The sequence below is a fragment of the Micromonospora sp. AKA38 genome, assembly GCF_027925725.1.
GTDB lineage: Bacteria > Actinomycetota > Actinomycetes > Mycobacteriales > Micromonosporaceae > Micromonospora.
Genome location: NZ_BNEI01000003.1, coordinates 764,694 through 782,160, shown reverse-complemented (window position 1 = coordinate 782,160; position 17,467 = coordinate 764,694). Strand labels below are relative to the sequence as shown.

Genomic DNA, 17,467 nt, shown 5'->3' with positions numbered 1-17,467 from the left:
AGGCGTTAACAGGGGGCCCCTCCTTACGCCAGCCAGACGGTGACGTCGGTGGGGACCGTGGCGTCGGTGAGGGGGGCGCTGGTGGCCAGCACCGTTGCGTCGGCGGGCAGCGGGGCGGGCTCGGGGCCGAAGTTGGTCAGCACGGTGAGGTCGCCGTTGGTGAACGTGAGCACCTCGTCGCCGGAGGAGAGGAAGCGCATCGGGCCGCGGGCCAGTCCGTGCTCCCGGCGCAGGCGCAGCGCCGTCCGGTACAGCTCGTACGTCGAGCCGGGCACCCCGCGCTGGCGGTCCAGCGCGTACTCGGCCCAGATCGGCGGCTGGGGCAGCCAGCTCGCGTCGGTCGGGCCGAAGCCGTACGACGGGGCGTCGGCCTCCCACGGGATCGGCACCCGGCAGCCGTCCCGGCCGCGCTGGGTGTGCCCGCTACGCGCCCAGGTCGGGTCCTGCCGGGCCTCGTCGGGCAGCGTGGTGTGCTCCGGCAGCCCCAGCTCCTCGCCCTGGTAGAGGTAGGCCGAGCCGGGCAGCGCCAGCATCAGCAGGCTGGCCGCCCGGGCCCGGCGCAGGCCCAGCGCCACGTCCGGCTGCGGGTCGTCGACGCCGATGCCGTTCATCCGGCCGCCGCCGGTGGTCAGCCCGAGCCGGGAGGCGTGCCGGACCACGTCGTGGTTGGACAGCACCCAGGTGGTGGGCGCGCCGACCGCGTCGGTGGCCTCCAGCGAGCGGGTGATCACCGCGTACTGGGCGGGTGCGGTCCAGGCGGCCATCAGGTACTCGAAGTTGAACGCCTGGTGCATCTCGTCCGGCCGGACGTAGCGGGCCAGCCGCTCGGCCGGCTCCACCCAGGCCTCGGCGACCAGGACCCGCTCCCCGGCGTACGAGTCGAGCAGCCGCCGCCACTCCCGGTAGACCTCGTGCACGCCGTCCTGGTCCCACATCGGCGGCCGGGGCTTGTCCGCCTCGTTGCCGGAGAGGATCTCCTGCGGCTCCTGCCAGTCGGCCAGGTCGGCCTGCTTGATCAGCCCGTGCGCCACGTCCACCCGGAACCCGTCGACGCCACGGTCCAGCCAGAAGCGCAGCACGCCGAGGAACTCCTCGCGGACCTCCGGGTTGTCCCAGTTGAGGTCCGGCTGGCCGGGGTCGAACAAGTGGAGGTACCACTGCCCGTCGGGCAGTTGGGTCCAGGCCGGCCCGCCGAACACGCTCTCCCAGTCGTTCGGCGGCTCGGCGCCGTCCGGCCCCTTGCCGTCCCGGATGACGTACCGCTGGCGTTCCGGGCTGCCCGGCGCGGCGCCCACCGCGGCGGTGAACCAGCGGTGCGCGGACGAGGTGTGGTTGGGCACCAGGTCGACGATCACCCGCAGGCCGCGGGCCTTCGCCTCGGCGATCATCTTGTCGGCGTCGGCGAGCGTGCCGAAGAGCGGGTCGACGTCCCGGTAGTCGGCCACGTCGTAGCCGGCGTCGGCCTGCGGGGACGGATAGAACGGGGACAGCCAGACCGCGTCGACCCCCAGTTCGGCGAGGTGGTCGAGGCGGGCGGTGATGCCCGGGAGGTCGCCGATGCCGTCACCGTCGGAGTCGGCGAACGAGCGCGGGTAGACCTGGTAGATGACTGCCTCGGTCCACCAGCCGGTGGCCGGGGCCTGCTGCGTCGCGTCGGTGTTCAGCGCCTTCTCCCTGTCGTGGATGCCTGACGAACGGGTCCGTTCAGTGTGCCCGGGGCGGCGCGGTCGAGTCCCGCACGACCAGCCGAGTGGGGAGGATCACCGAGGTCGGCGTCCGTCCGTCGCCGCCGGCCCCGCGCGGCGCCGGCACCGGGCCGGGGTACGGGTCGGCGGCGCCCGCCCCCAGCGGGTCGAGCAGGATACGGGCGGCGAGGCGCCCCTGGTCGGCGGCGGGTTGGGCGATGGTGCTCAGCCCCAGCACGCCGGCCAGGTCGTGGTCGTCGATGCCGATCACGCTGACGTCCTGCGGCACCCGCAGCCCGGCGTCGCGCAGCGCGCTGACCGCGCCCATCGCCATCTCGTCGCAGGCGGCGAAGATGGCGGTCGGTGGTTCGCCGCGGGCCAGCAGCTCGGCGGTGGCGTGGATGCCGCCGTCGATGGTGAACTGGGACTCGACGTCGAGGCTCGGGTCGGGCCGGAGGCCGGCGGCGCGCAGCGCCTCCTGGTAGCCGCGCCGCCGGTCCAGGTGGGTGGTGAACGCCAGCTCGTCGTCCGGGTCGCCGGAGATGTGCGCGATCCGGGTGTGCCCGAGGTCGAGCAGGTGGCGGGTGGCGGTCCGGGCGGCGGCCACGTCGTCGATCCGGACGCAGGGCCAGCCGGGCACTCCGCTGCCGGAGCTGATCGTCACGCCGGGCAGGTCGAGTTTGGTGAGCGCGTGCACGTCCGCCGCGCGCAGCGGCGTGGCGACCAGGATGATCGCGTCCACCCGCTTGTGCAGGCTGGCCGTCCGCAGCACCCGCTGGCGGGTCTGTTCCCGGCCACCGAGGTTGTAGAGCAGCGTGTCGTAGCCGTGCTGCTGGAGGGAGTCCTCGACCGCCTCCACCACAGTGCCGAAGAACCACCTGGTGATCCGCGGGACCACCACGGCGACGGTGCCGGTCCGCCCGCCGGCGAGCCGGGAGGCGCTGGGCGAGACCGCGTACTGGAGTTGCTCGGCGGCGGCGAGGACCCGGCGGCGGGTGGCGGCCGAGACCGTCGGCAGGCCGCGCAACGCGCGGGAGACGGTGGCCGTGGAGACCCCGGCCAGGCGGGCGACGTCGTCAATCTTGGTCATCGTGGCTCCCCGCTGCGACCCGTGTCCCGCCGCCGCCGGTGTGCCGGCGGCGGCGGGACGGTGGATCAACCCTTGACGCTGCCGGCGAGCAGGCCCCGCACGAAGTAGCGCTGGAGGGACAGGAAGACGATCAGCGGTACGACGATCGACACGAACGCGCCGGCCGTGAGCCGCTGCCACTCGTTGCCCCGGGTGCCGGCCAGTTCGGCGAGCCGGACGGTCAGCGGGGCGGTCTCGTCGCCGCCACCGGCGAAGATCAGCGCGACCAGCAGGTCGTTCCAGACCCAGAGGAACTGGAAGATGCCGATCGCCGCCAGCGCCGGGGTGATCAGCGGCAGCACGATGGTGCGGAAGATCTTCGGGTGGGTGGCGCCGTCGACCCGGGCCGCCTCCATCAGGTCGCCGGGGAGCTGCGAGATGAAGTTGTGCAGCAGGTAGACGGCGAACGGAAGCGCGAAGCAGGTGTGCGCGAACCACACCTGGGCGAACTTCTGCTCGTCGACCAGGTCCCACGCGGGGAGGACCTGGACCCCGGCGATGGTGACGCCGGTGGAGAAGAACCGCAGCAGCGGCACGAGCGCCATCTGCAACGGCACGATCTGCAACGCGAAGATCCCGATGTAGAGCCAGTCCCGACCCCTGAAGTTGATCCAGGCCAGCGCGTACGCGGCCAGCGAGGCGAACGCGATCGGGAACAGCACCGACGGGATGGTGATCGCCAGCGAGTTGATGAAGTAGCTGGCGAGCTGCCCCGACGATCCGCTGCTGAACAGCACGTCCTGGTAGTTCTGGAAGGTGAACTGGGGGTCGCGGAAGAACGTCCACCAGCCGGTGGTCTTGATCTGGTCCTCGGGCCGGAACGAGGAGACGAACAGGCCGAAGGTCGGGACCGTCCAGAGCAGCGCGAGCACGATCGAGACAAGCGTGGCGGTGCGGCTGTTCAGCCGCTTGCGGACCCGGGCGGCCCGGGTGGTCGGCCCGGTCGCCTGGACGCCGGCTCCGACGGTGGGCGTGGCGGTGGTCATCTCAGCCCTCCCGCTGCTTGCGCAGGTTGCGGATCTGGTAGATCACGAGCGGCAGGACCAGGACGAACAGGAAGACCGCGAGCGCCGAGCCCTGGCCGTTCTCGCCGTACCGGAACGCCTGGTTGTACATCTCGTTCGCGATCACGCTGGTGTCGTAGTTGCCGTTGGTGGCGGTCCGGACGATGTCGAAGACCTTGAGCGTGGCGATGGAGATCGTCACCACCACCACGATCAGCGCCGGCCGGATGCTCGGCATGGTGATCCGCCAGAACATCTGCCACGCGGTGGTCCCGTCCAGCCGGGCCGCCTCGATGATGTCCGCCGGGATGGCCTTGATGGCCGCGGAGAGCACCACCATGGCGAAGCCGGCCTGGATCCAGATCATGATCACGATGAGCAGGAGCGTGTTCAGCGGCGAGTCCAACAGCCACTGCTTCGGCTCGCCGCCCAGGCTGACCACGATCTGGTTGAGCAGGCCGATCTGCTCCTGCCCGTCGCCCCGGTAGGCGTAGACGAACTTCCAGATGATGGCGGCGCCCACGAACGAGATCGCCATCGGCAGGAAGATCAGCGACTTGGCCGCCGACTCGAACCGGGCCTTGTCCACCAGGACCGCGTAGATCAGGCCGAACGCGCTGGCCAGCAGCGGCACCAGGAGCACCCAGACCAGGGTGTTGAGCAGCACCCGGACGATCGAGTCCTCGGCGAACATCCAGGCGTAGTTGTCCAGCCCCACCCAGTCGGTGCTGCCCGAGTCCATGAACGAGAGCAGCGTGGTGCGGACGGCCGGGATCACCAGCCCGACGGTCAGCAGCAGCAGCGTCGGCAGCAGGAAGAAGAACGCGAAGGCGCCCTCGCGCGGCTTGCGCCGCCGGGGTGCCGGTCCGCCGCCCGCCGCGACCGCGACCAGTTGCGCCTCCCGGCGCCGGGCGAACCACGTCGGCACCACGTCGAGGAGCAGGAGCAGCCCGCCCACCACCGCGACGAAAGCGATCAGCCCGTACATCAGCATGAGGAACTTCGGCTGTTCCGCCGCGAAGTCGAACTCCATCAACCCTCCCTCAAGGGTTCGGATGCGGGCGGGTGGCCCGGCCCGTGCACACGGACCGGGCCACCCACGCGGATCACTTCCAGCTGCCCTCGATGTCGTTCAGGACGGTGGTGGTGTCCTTGCCGTTGATCCAGGCCACCATGCCCTTCCAGAACGTGCCGGCGCCGACCGCGGCCGGCATCAGGTCCGAGCCGTCGAACCGGAAGACGGTCTTCGGGTCCTGGAGGATGCCCACGGAGAGCTTGTCCACCGGGTTCGGGACGTTGTTGATGTCCAGCTTCTTGTTCGCGGACACCCAGTCACCGATCTTGGCGCGGCTGTTGGCGTACTCGCCGGAGGCCAGGTAGGTCTGCACCGCCTGGATCTCGGGCCGGTCGGCGAAGGCCGCGACGAACTCGCCGCCGCCCAGCACCGGCTTGCCCTTGGCCGGGTCGATGGCCGGGAAGTAGAACGCGAAGACGTCGCCGTCCTCGGCCACCTTGGTGCCCTTCGCCCACTGGTTGGCGTAGAAGGACGCCTGGCGGTGCAGCGCGCACTTGCCGGTGAGAACCGGCGCGCCGGCCTCCTGGAACGAGGTGGTGGCGATGCTCTTCACGCCGCCGAAGCCACCGTTGACGTACTTCTCGTTCTTCAGGATGGTGCCCGCCTGGTTGACGGCGGTGGCGATCTGCGGGTCGTTGAACGGGATGCCGTGGGTGGTCCACTTGTCGTAGACCTCGGGCCCGCCGGTGCGCAGCAGGACGTCCTCGATCCAGTCGGTGGCCGGCCAGCCGGTGGCGTCACCGGACTCGATGCCCGCGCACCACGGCTTGGTGCCGCTCGCCGCGATCTTGTCGCTGAGTTCGATCAGCTCCTGCCAGGTGGTCGGGACCGACCAGCCCTTCTCCTTGAAGGTCTTCGGCGAGTACCACACGAAGGACTTCACGTTGGAGCCGAGCGGGGCGCCGTAGAACTGCCCGTTGACGGTGCTGTACTTCAGCCAGTCGGGGGAGTAGTTCTGCTCGGCCATGGCCTTGGTGTCGGCGCTGGCCGGCTTGAGCTTGCCGGAGTCGACGAACCGCTTGAGCAGGCCCGGCTGCGGGATGAAGGCGATGTCGGGGGCGTTGCCGCCGTCCACCCGGACGGGGAGCTGGGCCTCGAACTCGCCGGAGCCCTCGTGGTCGATCTCGATGCCGGTGCAGTCCTCGAACTCCTTCCAGGACTGCTGGAGGCGCTCGTCCTCGATGTCCCGGATCGACGAGTAGATCGAGACCTTCTTGCCGTCGTGGCCCTGGTACTTCTCGTATGCGGCGCACTCCGCCGAGCCCGCCTTGTCGCTCTTCTTGTCGTTGCCGGTCCCGCAGGCGGCGACGCCGAGCGCCAGCCCCAGCACGCCGGTGACCGCGAGAGCCTGGCGCGATCTGGCAAACGCCATGCCGATCTCCTTCCTTGCCGGCGCGTGGGGGAAATCGAATGCGCGCCGGTCCGATGGTCGTCCCCACATGTAAGCGCTTGCATCCCGTCCGGTCCACCCCCGGCCGGACACGGCCCGGTAACAATCCCGAAATTCGGACACCGGCACTGGGCGCGCTCCCAGGGATCTTCCGTCGAACGGAACTTTCTGCCACGCTGTCCGTATCAGATTGAAGACTTTCAACATAGGAGGTAGTGGATGCGCAAGCGGTGGCTCAGTCTGGCGGCGGGTGTGGCGGTCCTGGCCGCGACCCTGGTCCCGGCGGCGCCGGCGATGGCCGCGCCGACGTTCAAGGTTCCGTTCCCGTGCAACCAGTCCTGGTCCGGCCAGACGCGGACCAATCACAGCCCGGCCAACGCGATCGACTTCAACCGCACCGACGACCTCGGCGACCCGGTGGTGGCCAGCGCGCCCGGCACCGTCGACGTGGTGACGAACCTCGGTGACACGAGCTACGGCAAGTACGTCCGGATCAACCACGGCGGCGGCTGGACGACCTACTACGCGCACCTCAACGCGTTCAACGTCTCGGTCGGGCAGACCGTCGGCTACGGCCGGGTGATCGGGTACGTCGGCACCACCGGCGGCTCCACCGGCCCGCACCTGCACTACGAGCAGCGCTCGAACGGCAGCGCCGTGAAGATCAATTTCAACGGCGCGCAGGCCCTCTACTGGGGCACGAAGACCTACACCAGTGACAACGGCTGCGCCGGCGCGGACACCGGGGCCGGCACGGTGAACACCGCCGGCACGGCCCTGACGGTCCGCTCCGGGCCGGGCACCGGCTACAGCGCGGTGGGTACGGTGGCCGACGGGGCCAAGGTGACGATCTACTGCCAGACCAGCGGCACCAGCGTCACCGGCACGTACGGCACCACCTCCATCTGGGACCGGATCGGCTCCGGCCGGTTCATCTCCGACGCGTACGTCTACACCGGTTACGACGGGTACATCCCCGGCGTGCCCCGCTGCTGACCCCGGTGGGCGCGGGGGCGTCGGCTCCCGCGCCCGCCCCGGTCAGGCGTTCAGTCGCCAGATGGCGAAGTTGAGCGCGGCGGCGAACGTGACCCACGCCCAGTACGGCAGCATCAGCAGCGTCGCCGGCCGGGACACCCGCCGGAACAACGCCACGGTCACGCCGATCGCCAGCCACATCAGCACGATCTCGGCGAACGCCAGCCCGTAGCGGCCGGCGCCGAAGAAGAGCGGCGTCCAGACCGCGTTGAGCACCAGTTGGACGCACCAGGCCCAGAGCGCGGGGCCGAACCCGACCCGGCGCCAGACCAGCCAGCCGGCGATCGCGATCAGCGCGTACAGCACGGTCCACACCGGGCCGAACAGCCACGACGGCGGCGCCCAGGCGGGCTGTTCCAGGCTCTGGTACTCCGCGGAGGTGCCCCGGACGCCCAGCCCGCCGATGGCGGCGGCGGCGAACGTGGCGGCGCCGAAGCCGAGCAGCGCCCACCACTTCCGGGCCCCGCCGGTACGCCGGCCGGCGCGTTGCGACATCTCCATGGTCGAGATATTGCCGCTGGCCGGGGGAGGCAAACCCCGCCGGATACGGAAAACGCCGGGATCGTCGGGTCCGGACGCTCCGGTCTGGGAGGACAGAGCGCCGGGCCCGACGACCCCGGCGGGTCTCGGGTGCTGCGGACGGGCGGTTACGTGTTGAAGATGCTGACACCACCCGGGCCGACCAGCAGGCCCACGACGATGAGGACGATGCCCCAGAGGATCTGTCGGCGGAAGAGGGCAAGAATTCCGGCGACCACGAGTACGACTGCGAGAATCCAGAGAATCAGCTCCATGGCGGCTGGATACCCGCCGGCCCGATCCCGGAAACCTCCCTCTCAGTCGACCTGATCCCCGAGGTGGAAGACGCTGTAGGCCTGCTTGATCACGGGGTGCGCGACGTTACGGACCCGCACCCCGCCCGGCGTGGTGCCGCGCTCGGTGCCGTGGTGGGCGTGCCCGTGCAGGGCCAGTGCGGTGGGCGCCGAGTCGATCGCCTGCCCGAGCTGGTAACAGCCGAGGAACGGGTAGATCTCCAGCGGCTCGCCGGCGAGCGTGTCCGGCACGGGGGCGTAGTGGGTGAGCGCGACCAGCGCGTCGCACTCCAGCGCGAGCAGCGCGGCCGCCAGCGCGTCGGCGCTCTCCCGGGTGGTCCGCACGAACGATTTCATCTCCGGCTCGCCGAAGTCGCTGGCGCAGCGCCCGGCGAACCCGCCGCCGAAGCCCTTCACACCGGCCACGCCCAGCCGCCCCCCGGGGCACTCCAGCACCGTGCCGGTGCCCTCCAGCACGGTGATCCCGGCGTCCTGGAGCACCTTGACCACCTGCGGCACCTGGTCGCACTGGTGGTCGTGGTTGCCGAGCACGCTGATCACCGGCACGCCGAGATCGCCGAACTCCCGCGCCACGCAGCGCGCCTCGGCCTCCGTGCCGTGCCGGGTCAGGTCGCCGGCGAGCAGCAGCACGTCGGCGCAGTCCGGCAGCTCCTCCAGCGCCGGACGGAACCGGCCCACCACGTCCTCGTCCACGTGCACGTCGCCGACGGCGGCGATCCGGATCACCATCGAACCTCCCTCACGGCAGTTCCTCCACCTGGGTGGGCGCCTGCGTACGGATCACACCGATGTCGCTGGTCACCGGCGTGTCCGGGAAGCGCTCGGCCACCCGCCGCAGGATCTCCTCGCGCCGGTGCGGGCTCTCCACCTCGCCGGAGAGCACCAGCCCGCGCTCGCGGCGCAGCACCGTGATGCCCTGCTCGGCCACGGACGGGTCCTCCGCCAGCATGTTCTGGATCTCCGCCTCGACGTACTCGTCGGGCGGCACGTCGCCGGGCTGTCCGGTCACGGGGTCTCCCTTCCGCCGGGCACGCCGTCGGGCAGCACGTCCAGCCGGTCGAGCAGCACCAGGAACGCCTCCGCGTACGGCGAGTGCTGCGTTTCCTTGCGTACCCGGTCCCAGTCGATCTGTTCCCGCAGCGAGCGGGCGAGCGGCAGGGCGCGGGCGAAGTCGCAGTAGTGCTGGGAGAAGCTGAGCAGCTTGTGCACCATGAGCTGGCTGGCCGAGAGCACCGGCATGTGGATCGCGTCGACCGGCCGCACGATGGTGTCGGCGAAGGTCTCCTCGGTCACCGGGGTCTCGATCGGCCGGTGGATCAGGTCCACCATCCGGCCCTCGTCGTAGACCTTGACCAGCCAGTCCTCCGGCGGGCGCTCGGCCGTGAAGCCGGCCTCGACCAGCGCCTCCAGCGCCCGGTCGACGTCGGCCTCGCGGAGCAGGAAGTCGACGTCGTGGTCGCTGGAGTGGCCGCCGTGGGCGTACACGGCGAAGCTGCCGCCCAGGGCGAACGGGATCTCGGACTGCTTGAGCACGGCGGCGACCTTCTTCAGCGTGTGGACCAGGGTCTCGTCCCCGCGCTCGGCCATCTGGCTCTCCCGTCGTCGTCGTGGGCGGTGAGATTGAGTTGCCTACCCGGCGGACGCTCCGGTCACACCTTCCGCATCCACCTGGGGAGGAACACGACAAAAGGGCGCTTGCGAGCATCCGTCGGATAACCTCGGGGAGGTGGCCAGCTCACTGCGGACGCGGCGCGGCGGAGCCCGACTGCGCACCGTCGCCCTGATCGGTATCGACGGCTCGGGCAAGACCACCCAGGCCCACCTGCTCGCCGAGGCGCTGACCGCGGCCGGCCACCGGGCCACCTACCACCGCAACGCCGGCGGTCGACGCTGGCTCGGCCGGCTCGCCCAACGGGTCGGCCGCCCGGACGCGCAACGCCTCGTCGGGCGCGACGGCCTGCTCGCGGTCGAGTCCGTGCTGCGGTGGCTGGCCATCGCGCTCGCGCTGCTGAGCTGCCTGGCGACCGGCCGCACGGCGGTGATGGACCGGTGGTCCGTCTGCCAGTACGCCAGCATCCGGGCGCACGGTGGGCAGCGCTGGGAGCGGCTGGCCCGGGCCGGCTACCGGATCTTCCCGCCGCCCCGGGTCACCATCCTGCTGACCGTGGACCCGGCCGAGGCGTACCGGCGGATCGAGCGGCGCGGCACCGACCACGAGAGCATGCGGTGGCTCACCGCCGCCGACGCGGCCTACCGGGCGCTGCCGGAGTACGCCGGCTTCGTGGTGGTGGACGGCAGCGGCCCGCCGGAGGAGGTGTCCCGCCGGATCCGGGCGCACCTGAGCGAGTGGCTGCCGGACGACCCGTCCACACTCGCCGGCCCGTCGCCGGACGGCACCCCGCGCCCGTCGGGCGGCGGCCGGGACGGCCCGGTGCCGGCTCAGGCCCGCCCGTAGACCGGGACGCTCGCGCCGCTCGTCGGGGCGGACTCCGCGCCGGCCAGGAAGCGGATCACCGCCGCGATCTCGGCCGGCGGCACCCACCGCCGGTGGTCCGCCTCGGGCTGGGCGGCCCGGTTGGCCGGGGTGTCGATGACGCTGGGCAGCACCGTGTTGCAGCGCACCCCACGCGGTCGGTACTCCACCGCGATCGCGTTCGCGAACGCCTGCACGGCGGCCTTGGCGGTGGCGTAGCCGGCCGCGCCGGGGAACGGGGCCACCGCCGCCCGCGCCGACACGCAGACCACCGCGCCGCCGCCGGCCGCGACCAGGTGCGGCAGCGCCGCCTGGGTGACCAGGTAGGTGGGGCGCAGGTTGATCCGCAGCATCCGCTCGAACTCCTCGACCGGCGTCTCGTGCACCAGCCCGCCGCTGGCGTACCCGCCGACGAGGTTGACCACGGCGCGCAGCGGCGCCGCGGGCTCGGCGGTGGCTGTCGTCACCGCCCGCGCGGCCCCTTCGGGAGTGAGCAGGTCCGCCACCACGGGGACCGGACCGGACGGCTCGGTCGTCGTCGGGCCGCCCTCCCGACCGGGTACGACCACCCGCCAGCCGTCCCGCAGGAACGCGGCGGTGACCGCGCCGCCGAGCCCACCCGTGCCTCCGGTCACCAGCACCGTCCGATCCGCCATGGCCACACGTTAGCCGCCGGGCGCGTGCGGGGCGGTTCGGCCGGCTGACCGGTGCTTCGGCGGCGGCCGTCCGGGCCGAAAGGACGGCGTGCGGTCGATCGGACGATCCTCCGGCGGGCGCGAGTCGACCGGACCGGAGGAGGCGGCCGGGCTGCGGTGATGGGACCCTGGGCACGGGGATCGGGCGCGGATGGCGGTAAATTTCCCGATACGCGGCGTCATGGTTGACGCTTACGCCCAGTGAAAGTAAGTTTCATCCGTGGCGAAGAGTCCGAAGATTTCTGCGAGTCACGAGCCCGGTGGACTGATCGTCCACATCAGCGGCCTCCTGCCCTCGCTGTCCCCGGCCGAGCAGCGGGTGGCCCGGCTGGTCGTCGCCGATCCGGCGGACGCGGCCCGGCGCACGATCACCGACCTCGCCACCGCCGCCGAGACATCCGAGGCGACCGTGATCCGGTTCTGCCGCTCGGTCGGCATGAACGGCTACCCCCAGCTGCGGATCCGGCTCGCCGCCGAGGCCGCCCGTCGGGTCGAGCCGCCGGACGCGCGGGTCGTCGGCGGCGACATCCCGCCCGGCGCCGACCTGGCCCAGATCATCGCCACCATCGCGTTCAACGACGCACGGGCCGTCGAGGAAACCGCCGAGCAGCTCGACCCGGCGGTCTGCGAGCGGGTGGTCGAGGCGATCGGCGCGGCCGGCCGGATCGACGTCTACGGCGCGGGCGCCAGCGGCTTCGTCGCCTCGGACTTCCAGCAGAAGCTGCACCGCATCGGCCGCATCGCGTTCTACTTCCCGGACGTGCACACCGCGCTCACCTCCGCCGCGCTGCTGGGCCGCGGCGACGTCGCGGTCGGCATCTCCCACACCGGCACCACGTCCGACGTGATCGAGGTGCTGGAGCAGGCCCGGGCGCGCGGCGCCACCACGGTGGCGCTCACCAACTTCCCCCGCTCACCGATCACCGAGGTCGCGGACCACGTGCTCACCACCGCCGCCCGGGAGACGACCTACCGGTCCGGCGCGACGGCCAGCCGGCTGGCCCAGCTCACCGTGGTCGACTGCCTCTTCGTCGGGGTGGCCGCCCGGAGCCGGGCCCGCACCAAGAAGGCCCTCGAAGCCACCGCCGAGGCGGTCCAGTCGCGTCGGGTGGGTCCCGGGCGGAGGCGGGCATGACGGCGGGTCGGGTGGAGCGGGACGAGGTGACCACGGTGCGTCCGGTGGTGCGGGTCGGCGCGCCGACCGAACGGCGCAACCCGCACAGCGTCGACCTAGACCTGATGTCGACCCGGGACGTGCTCGCCGTGATCAACGAGGCCGACCGGCGGGTGCCGGCCGCGGTGGCCGCCGTGCTGGACGAGATCGCCGAGACCGTCGACCTGGCCGTGGCCGCGCTGCGCGCCGGACGCCGGGTGCACTACTTCGGTGCCGGCACCTCCGGCCGCCTGGGCGTGCTGGACGCGGCCGAGCTGGCCCCCACGTTCAACTCGCCCCGGCACTGGTTCTGCGCCCACCTGGCGGGCGGCCCGGAGGCCATGTGGCGGGCCGTCGAGGACGCCGAGGACGACGAGCGTGGCGGCGCCGCCGAGGCCGCCAAGTGTGTCCGCGCCGGGGACCTGGTGGTCGGCCTGGCGGCCAGCGGGCGCACCCCGTACGTCCTCGGGGCGCTCGCCGCGTCCCGGTCCCAGGGTGCCGGGACGGTGCTGCTCTGCGCGAATCCGGAGGCCGAGGCCGCCACGTCGGTGGACGTGTTCATCGGGGTGGACACCGGACCCGAGGTGGTCACCGGGTCGACCCGGATGAAGGCCGGCACCGCGCAGAAGCTGGTGCTCAACACGTTCTCCACGGCCGTGATGGTGCGTCTCGGCCGGGTCTACTCGAACCTGATGATCGACATGGTGGCCACCAACGCCAAGCTGCGCGGCCGGATGATCTCGATCCTGGTGGAGGCCACCGGCTGCGCCGAGGAGGTCTGCGCGGTCGCGTTGCGGGAGGCCGACGGCGACCTCAAGACCGCCCTCGTCTCGCTGGTCTCCGGCGCCGAGGTGCCCGCCGCCCGGGCCGCCCTGGCCCGCGCCGCCGACCAGGTCCGCGGCGCCCTGGCCCTGCTCGCCTCCTGATTCCACCCGATCCCACCCGCCGGGCGCATCCGCCCGGCGGGTGCGACGCGTATCACGTGGCGGGAGGGGACGGCTCTCCCCGTGCGGATTGTTCAACGAGGCGGAGGGTAATCCTTCCCGTGGCTGAACCCACCGGTCCACGGGCGCGTATCACGCAGTGACCAGGATCCCAGAGCGGCGGTGACGCGGCTCGCTGTGTTCATGGAAAACGCAATGGTGCCATTCCATGGGTGACGGCGATTCCGCTGCTCCGGGCCGCGTCCACCGGGGGGTCCGCAGACCGCCGAGCAGGGGTCCTGACAGGAAACATGGACCGGGCTCTCAGCTAGCACTCAGGCATTCGTGACAGTTTCGACTCACGGCATGGAATCCCCGACACGTCACATCTGTTGTGTAGGTGTCAGCACCTACGGGCACAGCGGAGGTTACGGGGAGGGCTGATGAACGTGGGGATGGCAAGGAACCGGGCAACCGGCGCGAGCGAGGGGACCGTGGCAATCGTGGACAAGAACATCGGCATGCGTACCGACGAGGTCGCCGAGGAGCGGGACCTGGTCGGCGTCTACCTGCACGAGATCTCCCGGACGCCGCTGCTGGACGCCGCCCGGGAGGTGGACCTCTCCAAGTCGATCGAGGCCGGCCTCTACGCCGAGCACCTGATCGACTCCGACCGGATCCCCGACGGGGCCACCCGGGAGGAGCTGGAGCGCGTGGTCGCCGACGGCGAGCGGGCGAAGGACCTGTTCATCCGCGCGAACCTGCGGCTGGTCGTCTCCATCGCCCGGCGCTACGTGCGCTCCGGCATGCCCATGCTGGACCTGATCCAGGAGGGCAACACCGGCCTGGTCCGGGCGGTCGAGAAGTTCGACTACGAGCGGGGCTTCAAGTTCTCCACCTACGCGACCTGGTGGATCCGGCAGGCGATCAGCCGGGCGATCGCCCAGCAGGAGCGGACCGTACGGCTGCCCGTGCACCTGGTGGAGGACGTCAACCGGATGCGCAACGTGGCCCGGCAGCTCACCCGCGAGCTGGGCGCCGACCCCGAGCCGGAGCAGATCGCGGCCTCGCTCGGCGTCACCGTCGAGCGGGTGAACGAGCTGGTCCGCTGGTCGCAGGACACCGTCTCGCTGGACACCCCGGTGGGCGACGACGGCGACACCAACCTCGGTGACCTGGTCGCCGACAGCGACGCCCCGTCGCCGGAGGAGATCGTGCTCACCGGCCTGGAGCGGCAGCGGATCGAGGGGCTGCTCAACCACCTCGACGACCGGTCGGCCGGCATCATGCGGGCCCGCTACGGCCTGGAGGACGGGCGGGAGCACTCGCTGACCGAGGTCGCCTCCCGGTTCTCGCTCTCCCGGGAGCGGATCCGCCAGCTCGAGATCCAGGCCCTCGGCCGGCTCCGCGAGCTGGCCCGCGCTGAGGGGCTACAGGCGGCCTGACCTGGTAGTAATGAACGACGAAACGGCCGGCGTCCGACAGGGGGACGCCGGCCGTTTCGCTGCCGTGGATCAGACCCGGCCGTAACCGGCGATCGACATGATGTTCATGCCGCGTTTGCTGACGTTGCGGCCCGCGCTGGGCGCGTCGATGATCTGACCGCCGCCGACGTAGAGGGCGACGTGCCCGAGCCCGGAGTAGAACACCAGGTCACCCGGTTGCAGCGCGCTGCGGCTGATCCTGGTCGTGGCGCTCCACTGGGCCGCCGCGTTGTGCGGCAGCGACTTCCCGGCGGCCCGCCAGGCGGCCAGCGTCAGGCCCGAGCAGTCGTAGCTGCCGGGGCCCTCGGCACCCCACCCGTACGGCTTGCCGACCGCGCCGTAGGCGTACCGCACCGCCACCCCGGCCTTGCCGGAGACGGCCGGCGGCTTACCCGCCGAACTCGCCTTGGCCGGCGCCTCGGTGGCCCGCCCGTACGCCTGGCGGCGCATCTCGTAGAGGCGGGACAGGTCCCCCTCGATCCGCTTCTTACCGGCGGCGAGCTGCTTGGCCTGCGCCGCCTCCCGGGCCAGCGTGACGTCCAGCTTGGTCTTCTGGTCGATCAGCCGGCGCTGGTCGGCGGTGAAGCCGGTGATGGTGCGCTGCCGCTGGCGGGTGAGCTGGTCGAGCGTGCCCAACCGTTCCGGCAGCGCGGCGGTGCCGCCCGGCTCCAGCAGCGCCGCCGCGGTGCGCATGCCGCCGGTCTTGTACGCCGTGGCGGCCAGCACGGCCACGTCGGCGCGGCTCCGCTCGGCCTGTTCCTGCAACGGGCCGATCTTGGCCGCCAACGTGGCGGCCTCGGCCTTGTTGGCCTTGATGTCCTCGTTGAGCTTGTTGTAGGACTCGACGATTCGCTCCAGCTCAGTCGAGGACTTCTCGATCTGCTTCGTCAGCTCGGCGGGGGTGGGCTCGGCCCGAGCCACCGACGCCGGGGCGAGCAGCGCGGCCGACAGGCCGGCCACCGCCAGCGAGCGGAGCAGCATCCGTAAGGACGACAAGAGCGGAAAGCTCCTCTCCACGGTCGGCGGGCCGCGTCTGGACGACCCGTCGACGCCGGGCCGGCGCCATCCAGGCGGATGGCGGTCGACCGGACCGACCTGGACAACCTAACCCGTGATCGGAGTGAACGGGAGTTCAAGCAGGGGCGAAAGTTGGCAAAGTGTCGGAAAGTGACAATGATGACGTTCACGGTCGGTGACCGTTTTCCGGCATGGCGAATGCGCCACACAATGGGACCCGGATCCGGGATTCCCATCGCGGGATCCGTGCCCCGGGAGGCCACCGTGCAGACCGACCGCTCCGCCACCCACCCGCCCCGCAGCACCGCGCCCGGCCTGCTCTACGCCCGGCCCGGCATCGTCGTCACCGCCGAACGCTTCACCGTCGGCCGCACCAGCTGGCCGGTCGCCGAGATCACCCAGCTCCGGGCCGCCCGCGGCCCGCACGACCGGCTCGCCGTCCGGGCGGTCGCCGCCACCGCCGCGCTCATCGCGTCGGCCGGGCTGCTGCTCGGCTTCACCGGCGGCCTGCAACGGCTCACCGCCGGGGCGTACCTCACGCTCGGCGCGGTCGGGCTGCTGCCGCTGCTGCTCGTGCTCGTCGGCGACCGCTGGCGGCCCCCCGCGTACGAACTGTGGGGCCGGCTCCGGGGCACCGAGGAACTGCTGTTCAGCAGCGACGACGAACGGCAGTTCGGTCAGGTCGCCGACGCGCTGCGCCAGGCCCGGGAGCGGGCCCGCCGCGACGGCCGGACCGACCCGCCGGGCACCGGCCCGTGGCGCCCGACGCGCTGAGCCCCGGTCAGCCGGCCACCGGCTCCGGGGTGCGCGACCGGCGCTCGGCGGCCACCCAGTGGCTCACCCGCCGCTCCGCGTAGAACGAGACGAACGGCACGGTGCCGGCCAGCATCACCAGCAGCATCCGCTTCAGCGGCCAGTCCGCCCGGCGGGACAGGTCGAACGTCAGCGCCAGATAGAGCATGTAGAGCCAGCCGTGCGCGACACCCACCACGGCCACCACGCTCGGGTTGTCGAAGCCGTACTTCAGCGGCATGCCGATCAGGACCAGCACCACCAGCGCCACGCCCACGATCCAGGCGATCACGCGGTACCGGGTAAGGGCTCCGCCCACCGTCGTCCGTCCTTCCGCACCGGCCTCAGCCGGGATAGTCGCCGGGCCGGGCGCCCGGATTGGCGTTCAACCAGGAAAGGTAGCGGTTGTACGCGGCCAGCTCGCCGTCGTCCGCGCCCTCGGTCGGCGTCGACGGCACCCGGGCGACGCGCACCGGCCGGCGTACCGCCGGGGTCGGCGCGACCGGCTCGTCGCCGGCGGTCGCCGGCGGCGCGTCCTCCGCCGACGGACCGGGCGCGGCCCGCAGCGCGTGCCGCACCTCGCGCCACCAGACGAAGACCACGAAGCCGGCGAAGACCGGCCACTCGATCGCGTACCCGAAGCTCAGCGCGTTGCCCCCGGCGGCGCGGGTGACCTGCCACCAGCCCAGCCCGAGGAAACCCACCACCAGCACGACCATGGCCACGTGGCGGGCGATCCACGCCGGTGTCCGGAGCCGCTGCATGCCATCGAGGGTACC

General features: G+C 71.9%; 18 protein-coding genes and 2 pseudogenes. 6 read left to right on the top strand and 14 right to left on the bottom strand.

Annotated elements, in window-relative coordinates:
- Positions 1–23: 23 nt before the first annotated feature.
- The 5 genes from TPA0908_RS12150 to TPA0908_RS12130 all read right to left on the bottom strand — a co-directional run bounded on the left by TPA0908_RS12150 (position 24) and on the right by TPA0908_RS12130 (position 6,265).
- On the bottom strand, positions 24–1,664 hold the full coding sequence (locus tag TPA0908_RS12150; protein WP_281938567.1) for a glycoside hydrolase family 13 protein: 1,641 nt from the start codon (positions 1,662–1,664) through the stop codon (positions 24–26).
- Positions 1,665–1,704: 40 nt separating this feature from the next.
- A complete protein-coding gene (locus TPA0908_RS12145; RefSeq protein WP_281937489.1) occupies positions 1,705–2,775 on the bottom strand; it encodes a LacI family DNA-binding transcriptional regulator in 1,071 nt (356 codons plus the stop codon).
- A 65-nt stretch (positions 2,776–2,840) separates the two neighbouring features.
- Entirely contained in the window at positions 2,841–3,800 is a 960-nt protein-coding gene (locus TPA0908_RS12140) for a carbohydrate ABC transporter permease (RefSeq protein WP_281937487.1), read from the bottom strand.
- 1 nt (position 3,801) lies between these two features.
- Positions 3,802–4,851, bottom strand: coding sequence for a carbohydrate ABC transporter permease (locus TPA0908_RS12135; RefSeq protein ID WP_281937485.1), 1,050 nt, complete (start codon positions 4,849–4,851; stop codon positions 3,802–3,804).
- A 73-nt stretch (positions 4,852–4,924) separates the two neighbouring features.
- Complete coding sequence (locus TPA0908_RS12130; protein ID WP_281937483.1) at positions 4,925–6,265, bottom strand: ABC transporter substrate-binding protein; 1,341 nt, start codon at positions 6,263–6,265, stop codon at positions 4,925–4,927.
- A gap of 237 nt (positions 6,266–6,502) precedes the next feature.
- Between TPA0908_RS12130 and TPA0908_RS12125 the strand changes: the two genes are divergently transcribed.
- On the top strand, positions 6,503–7,279 hold the full coding sequence (locus tag TPA0908_RS12125) for a peptidoglycan DD-metalloendopeptidase family protein (RefSeq protein WP_281937481.1): 777 nt from the start codon (positions 6,503–6,505) through the stop codon (positions 7,277–7,279).
- A 42-nt stretch (positions 7,280–7,321) separates the two neighbouring features.
- On the opposite strand, the gene TPA0908_RS12120 is transcribed toward TPA0908_RS12125, so the two are convergent.
- The 5 genes and pseudogenes from TPA0908_RS12120 to TPA0908_RS12100 all read right to left on the bottom strand — a co-directional run.
- The gene (locus tag TPA0908_RS12120; RefSeq protein ID WP_281937479.1) at positions 7,322–7,819 is read right to left on the bottom strand and encodes a TspO/MBR family protein; all 498 of its coding nucleotides are present in this window, start codon (positions 7,817–7,819) and stop codon (positions 7,322–7,324) included.
- 146 nt (positions 7,820–7,965) lie between these two features.
- A complete protein-coding gene (locus tag TPA0908_RS12115) occupies positions 7,966–8,112 on the bottom strand; it encodes a GPGG-motif small membrane protein (protein WP_013288160.1) in 147 nt (48 codons plus the stop codon).
- Positions 8,103–8,880, bottom strand: a pseudogene (locus TPA0908_RS12110) (metallophosphoesterase family protein). The gene TPA0908_RS12115 and the pseudogene TPA0908_RS12110 overlap by 10 nt, the downstream one beginning before the upstream one ends.
- A gap of 10 nt (positions 8,881–8,890) precedes the next feature.
- Positions 8,891–9,100, bottom strand: a complete 210-nt coding sequence (locus tag TPA0908_RS12105) for a hypothetical protein (protein ID WP_281938565.1) — start codon at positions 9,098–9,100, stop codon at positions 8,891–8,893.
- A gap of 56 nt (positions 9,101–9,156) precedes the next feature.
- Positions 9,157–9,741 (bottom strand): annotated as a pseudogene (locus tag TPA0908_RS12100) (nucleotidyltransferase); the annotation flags it as partial.
- 136 nt (positions 9,742–9,877) lie between these two features.
- Here TPA0908_RS12100 and TPA0908_RS12095 point away from each other — a divergent pair.
- Entirely contained in the window at positions 9,878–10,606 is a 729-nt protein-coding gene (locus tag TPA0908_RS12095; RefSeq protein WP_281937472.1) for a dTMP kinase, read from the top strand.
- Here TPA0908_RS12095 and TPA0908_RS12090 read toward each other — a convergent pair.
- Positions 10,591–11,280, bottom strand: coding sequence for an SDR family NAD(P)-dependent oxidoreductase (locus TPA0908_RS12090; RefSeq protein WP_281937470.1), 690 nt, complete (start codon positions 11,278–11,280; stop codon positions 10,591–10,593). The two genes, TPA0908_RS12095 and TPA0908_RS12090, sit on opposite strands and share 16 nt — an antisense overlap.
- 259 nt (positions 11,281–11,539) lie before the next feature.
- On the opposite strand from TPA0908_RS12090, the gene TPA0908_RS12085 reads away from it, so the two are divergent.
- The 3 genes from TPA0908_RS12085 to TPA0908_RS12075 all read left to right on the top strand — a co-directional run bounded on the left by TPA0908_RS12085 (position 11,540) and on the right by TPA0908_RS12075 (position 14,840).
- Positions 11,540–12,454 (top strand): MurR/RpiR family transcriptional regulator, encoded by a 915-nt coding sequence (locus TPA0908_RS12085; protein WP_107157071.1) that lies wholly within the window; start codon positions 11,540–11,542, stop codon positions 12,452–12,454.
- A complete protein-coding gene (locus tag TPA0908_RS12080; protein WP_281937467.1) occupies positions 12,451–13,398 on the top strand; it encodes an N-acetylmuramic acid 6-phosphate etherase in 948 nt (315 codons plus the stop codon). Before TPA0908_RS12085 ends, TPA0908_RS12080 begins: the two co-directional genes overlap by 4 nt.
- Positions 13,399–13,850: 452 nt before the next feature.
- The gene (locus TPA0908_RS12075; protein ID WP_281938564.1) at positions 13,851–14,840 is read left to right on the top strand and encodes a sigma-70 family RNA polymerase sigma factor; all 990 of its coding nucleotides are present in this window, start codon (positions 13,851–13,853) and stop codon (positions 14,838–14,840) included.
- Between the two features lie 69 nt (positions 14,841–14,909).
- Here TPA0908_RS12075 and TPA0908_RS12070 read toward each other — a convergent pair whose 3' ends face one another.
- The gene (locus tag TPA0908_RS12070) at positions 14,910–15,875 is read right to left on the bottom strand and encodes a C40 family peptidase (protein WP_281937466.1); all 966 of its coding nucleotides are present in this window, start codon (positions 15,873–15,875) and stop codon (positions 14,910–14,912) included.
- A 285-nt stretch (positions 15,876–16,160) separates the two neighbouring features.
- Between TPA0908_RS12070 and TPA0908_RS12065 the strand changes: the two genes are divergently transcribed.
- Entirely contained in the window at positions 16,161–16,670 is a 510-nt protein-coding gene (locus TPA0908_RS12065; RefSeq protein WP_281937464.1) for a DUF6232 family protein, read from the top strand.
- A gap of 7 nt (positions 16,671–16,677) precedes the next feature.
- Here TPA0908_RS12065 and TPA0908_RS12060 read toward each other — a convergent pair whose 3' ends face one another.
- The gene (locus TPA0908_RS12060; protein WP_281937463.1) at positions 16,678–17,007 is read right to left on the bottom strand and encodes a DUF3817 domain-containing protein; all 330 of its coding nucleotides are present in this window, start codon (positions 17,005–17,007) and stop codon (positions 16,678–16,680) included.
- Positions 17,008–17,032: 25 nt separating this feature from the next.
- A complete protein-coding gene (locus TPA0908_RS12055) occupies positions 17,033–17,452 on the bottom strand; it encodes a hypothetical protein (RefSeq protein ID WP_281937461.1) in 420 nt (139 codons plus the stop codon).
- Positions 17,453–17,467 lie beyond the last annotated feature (15 nt).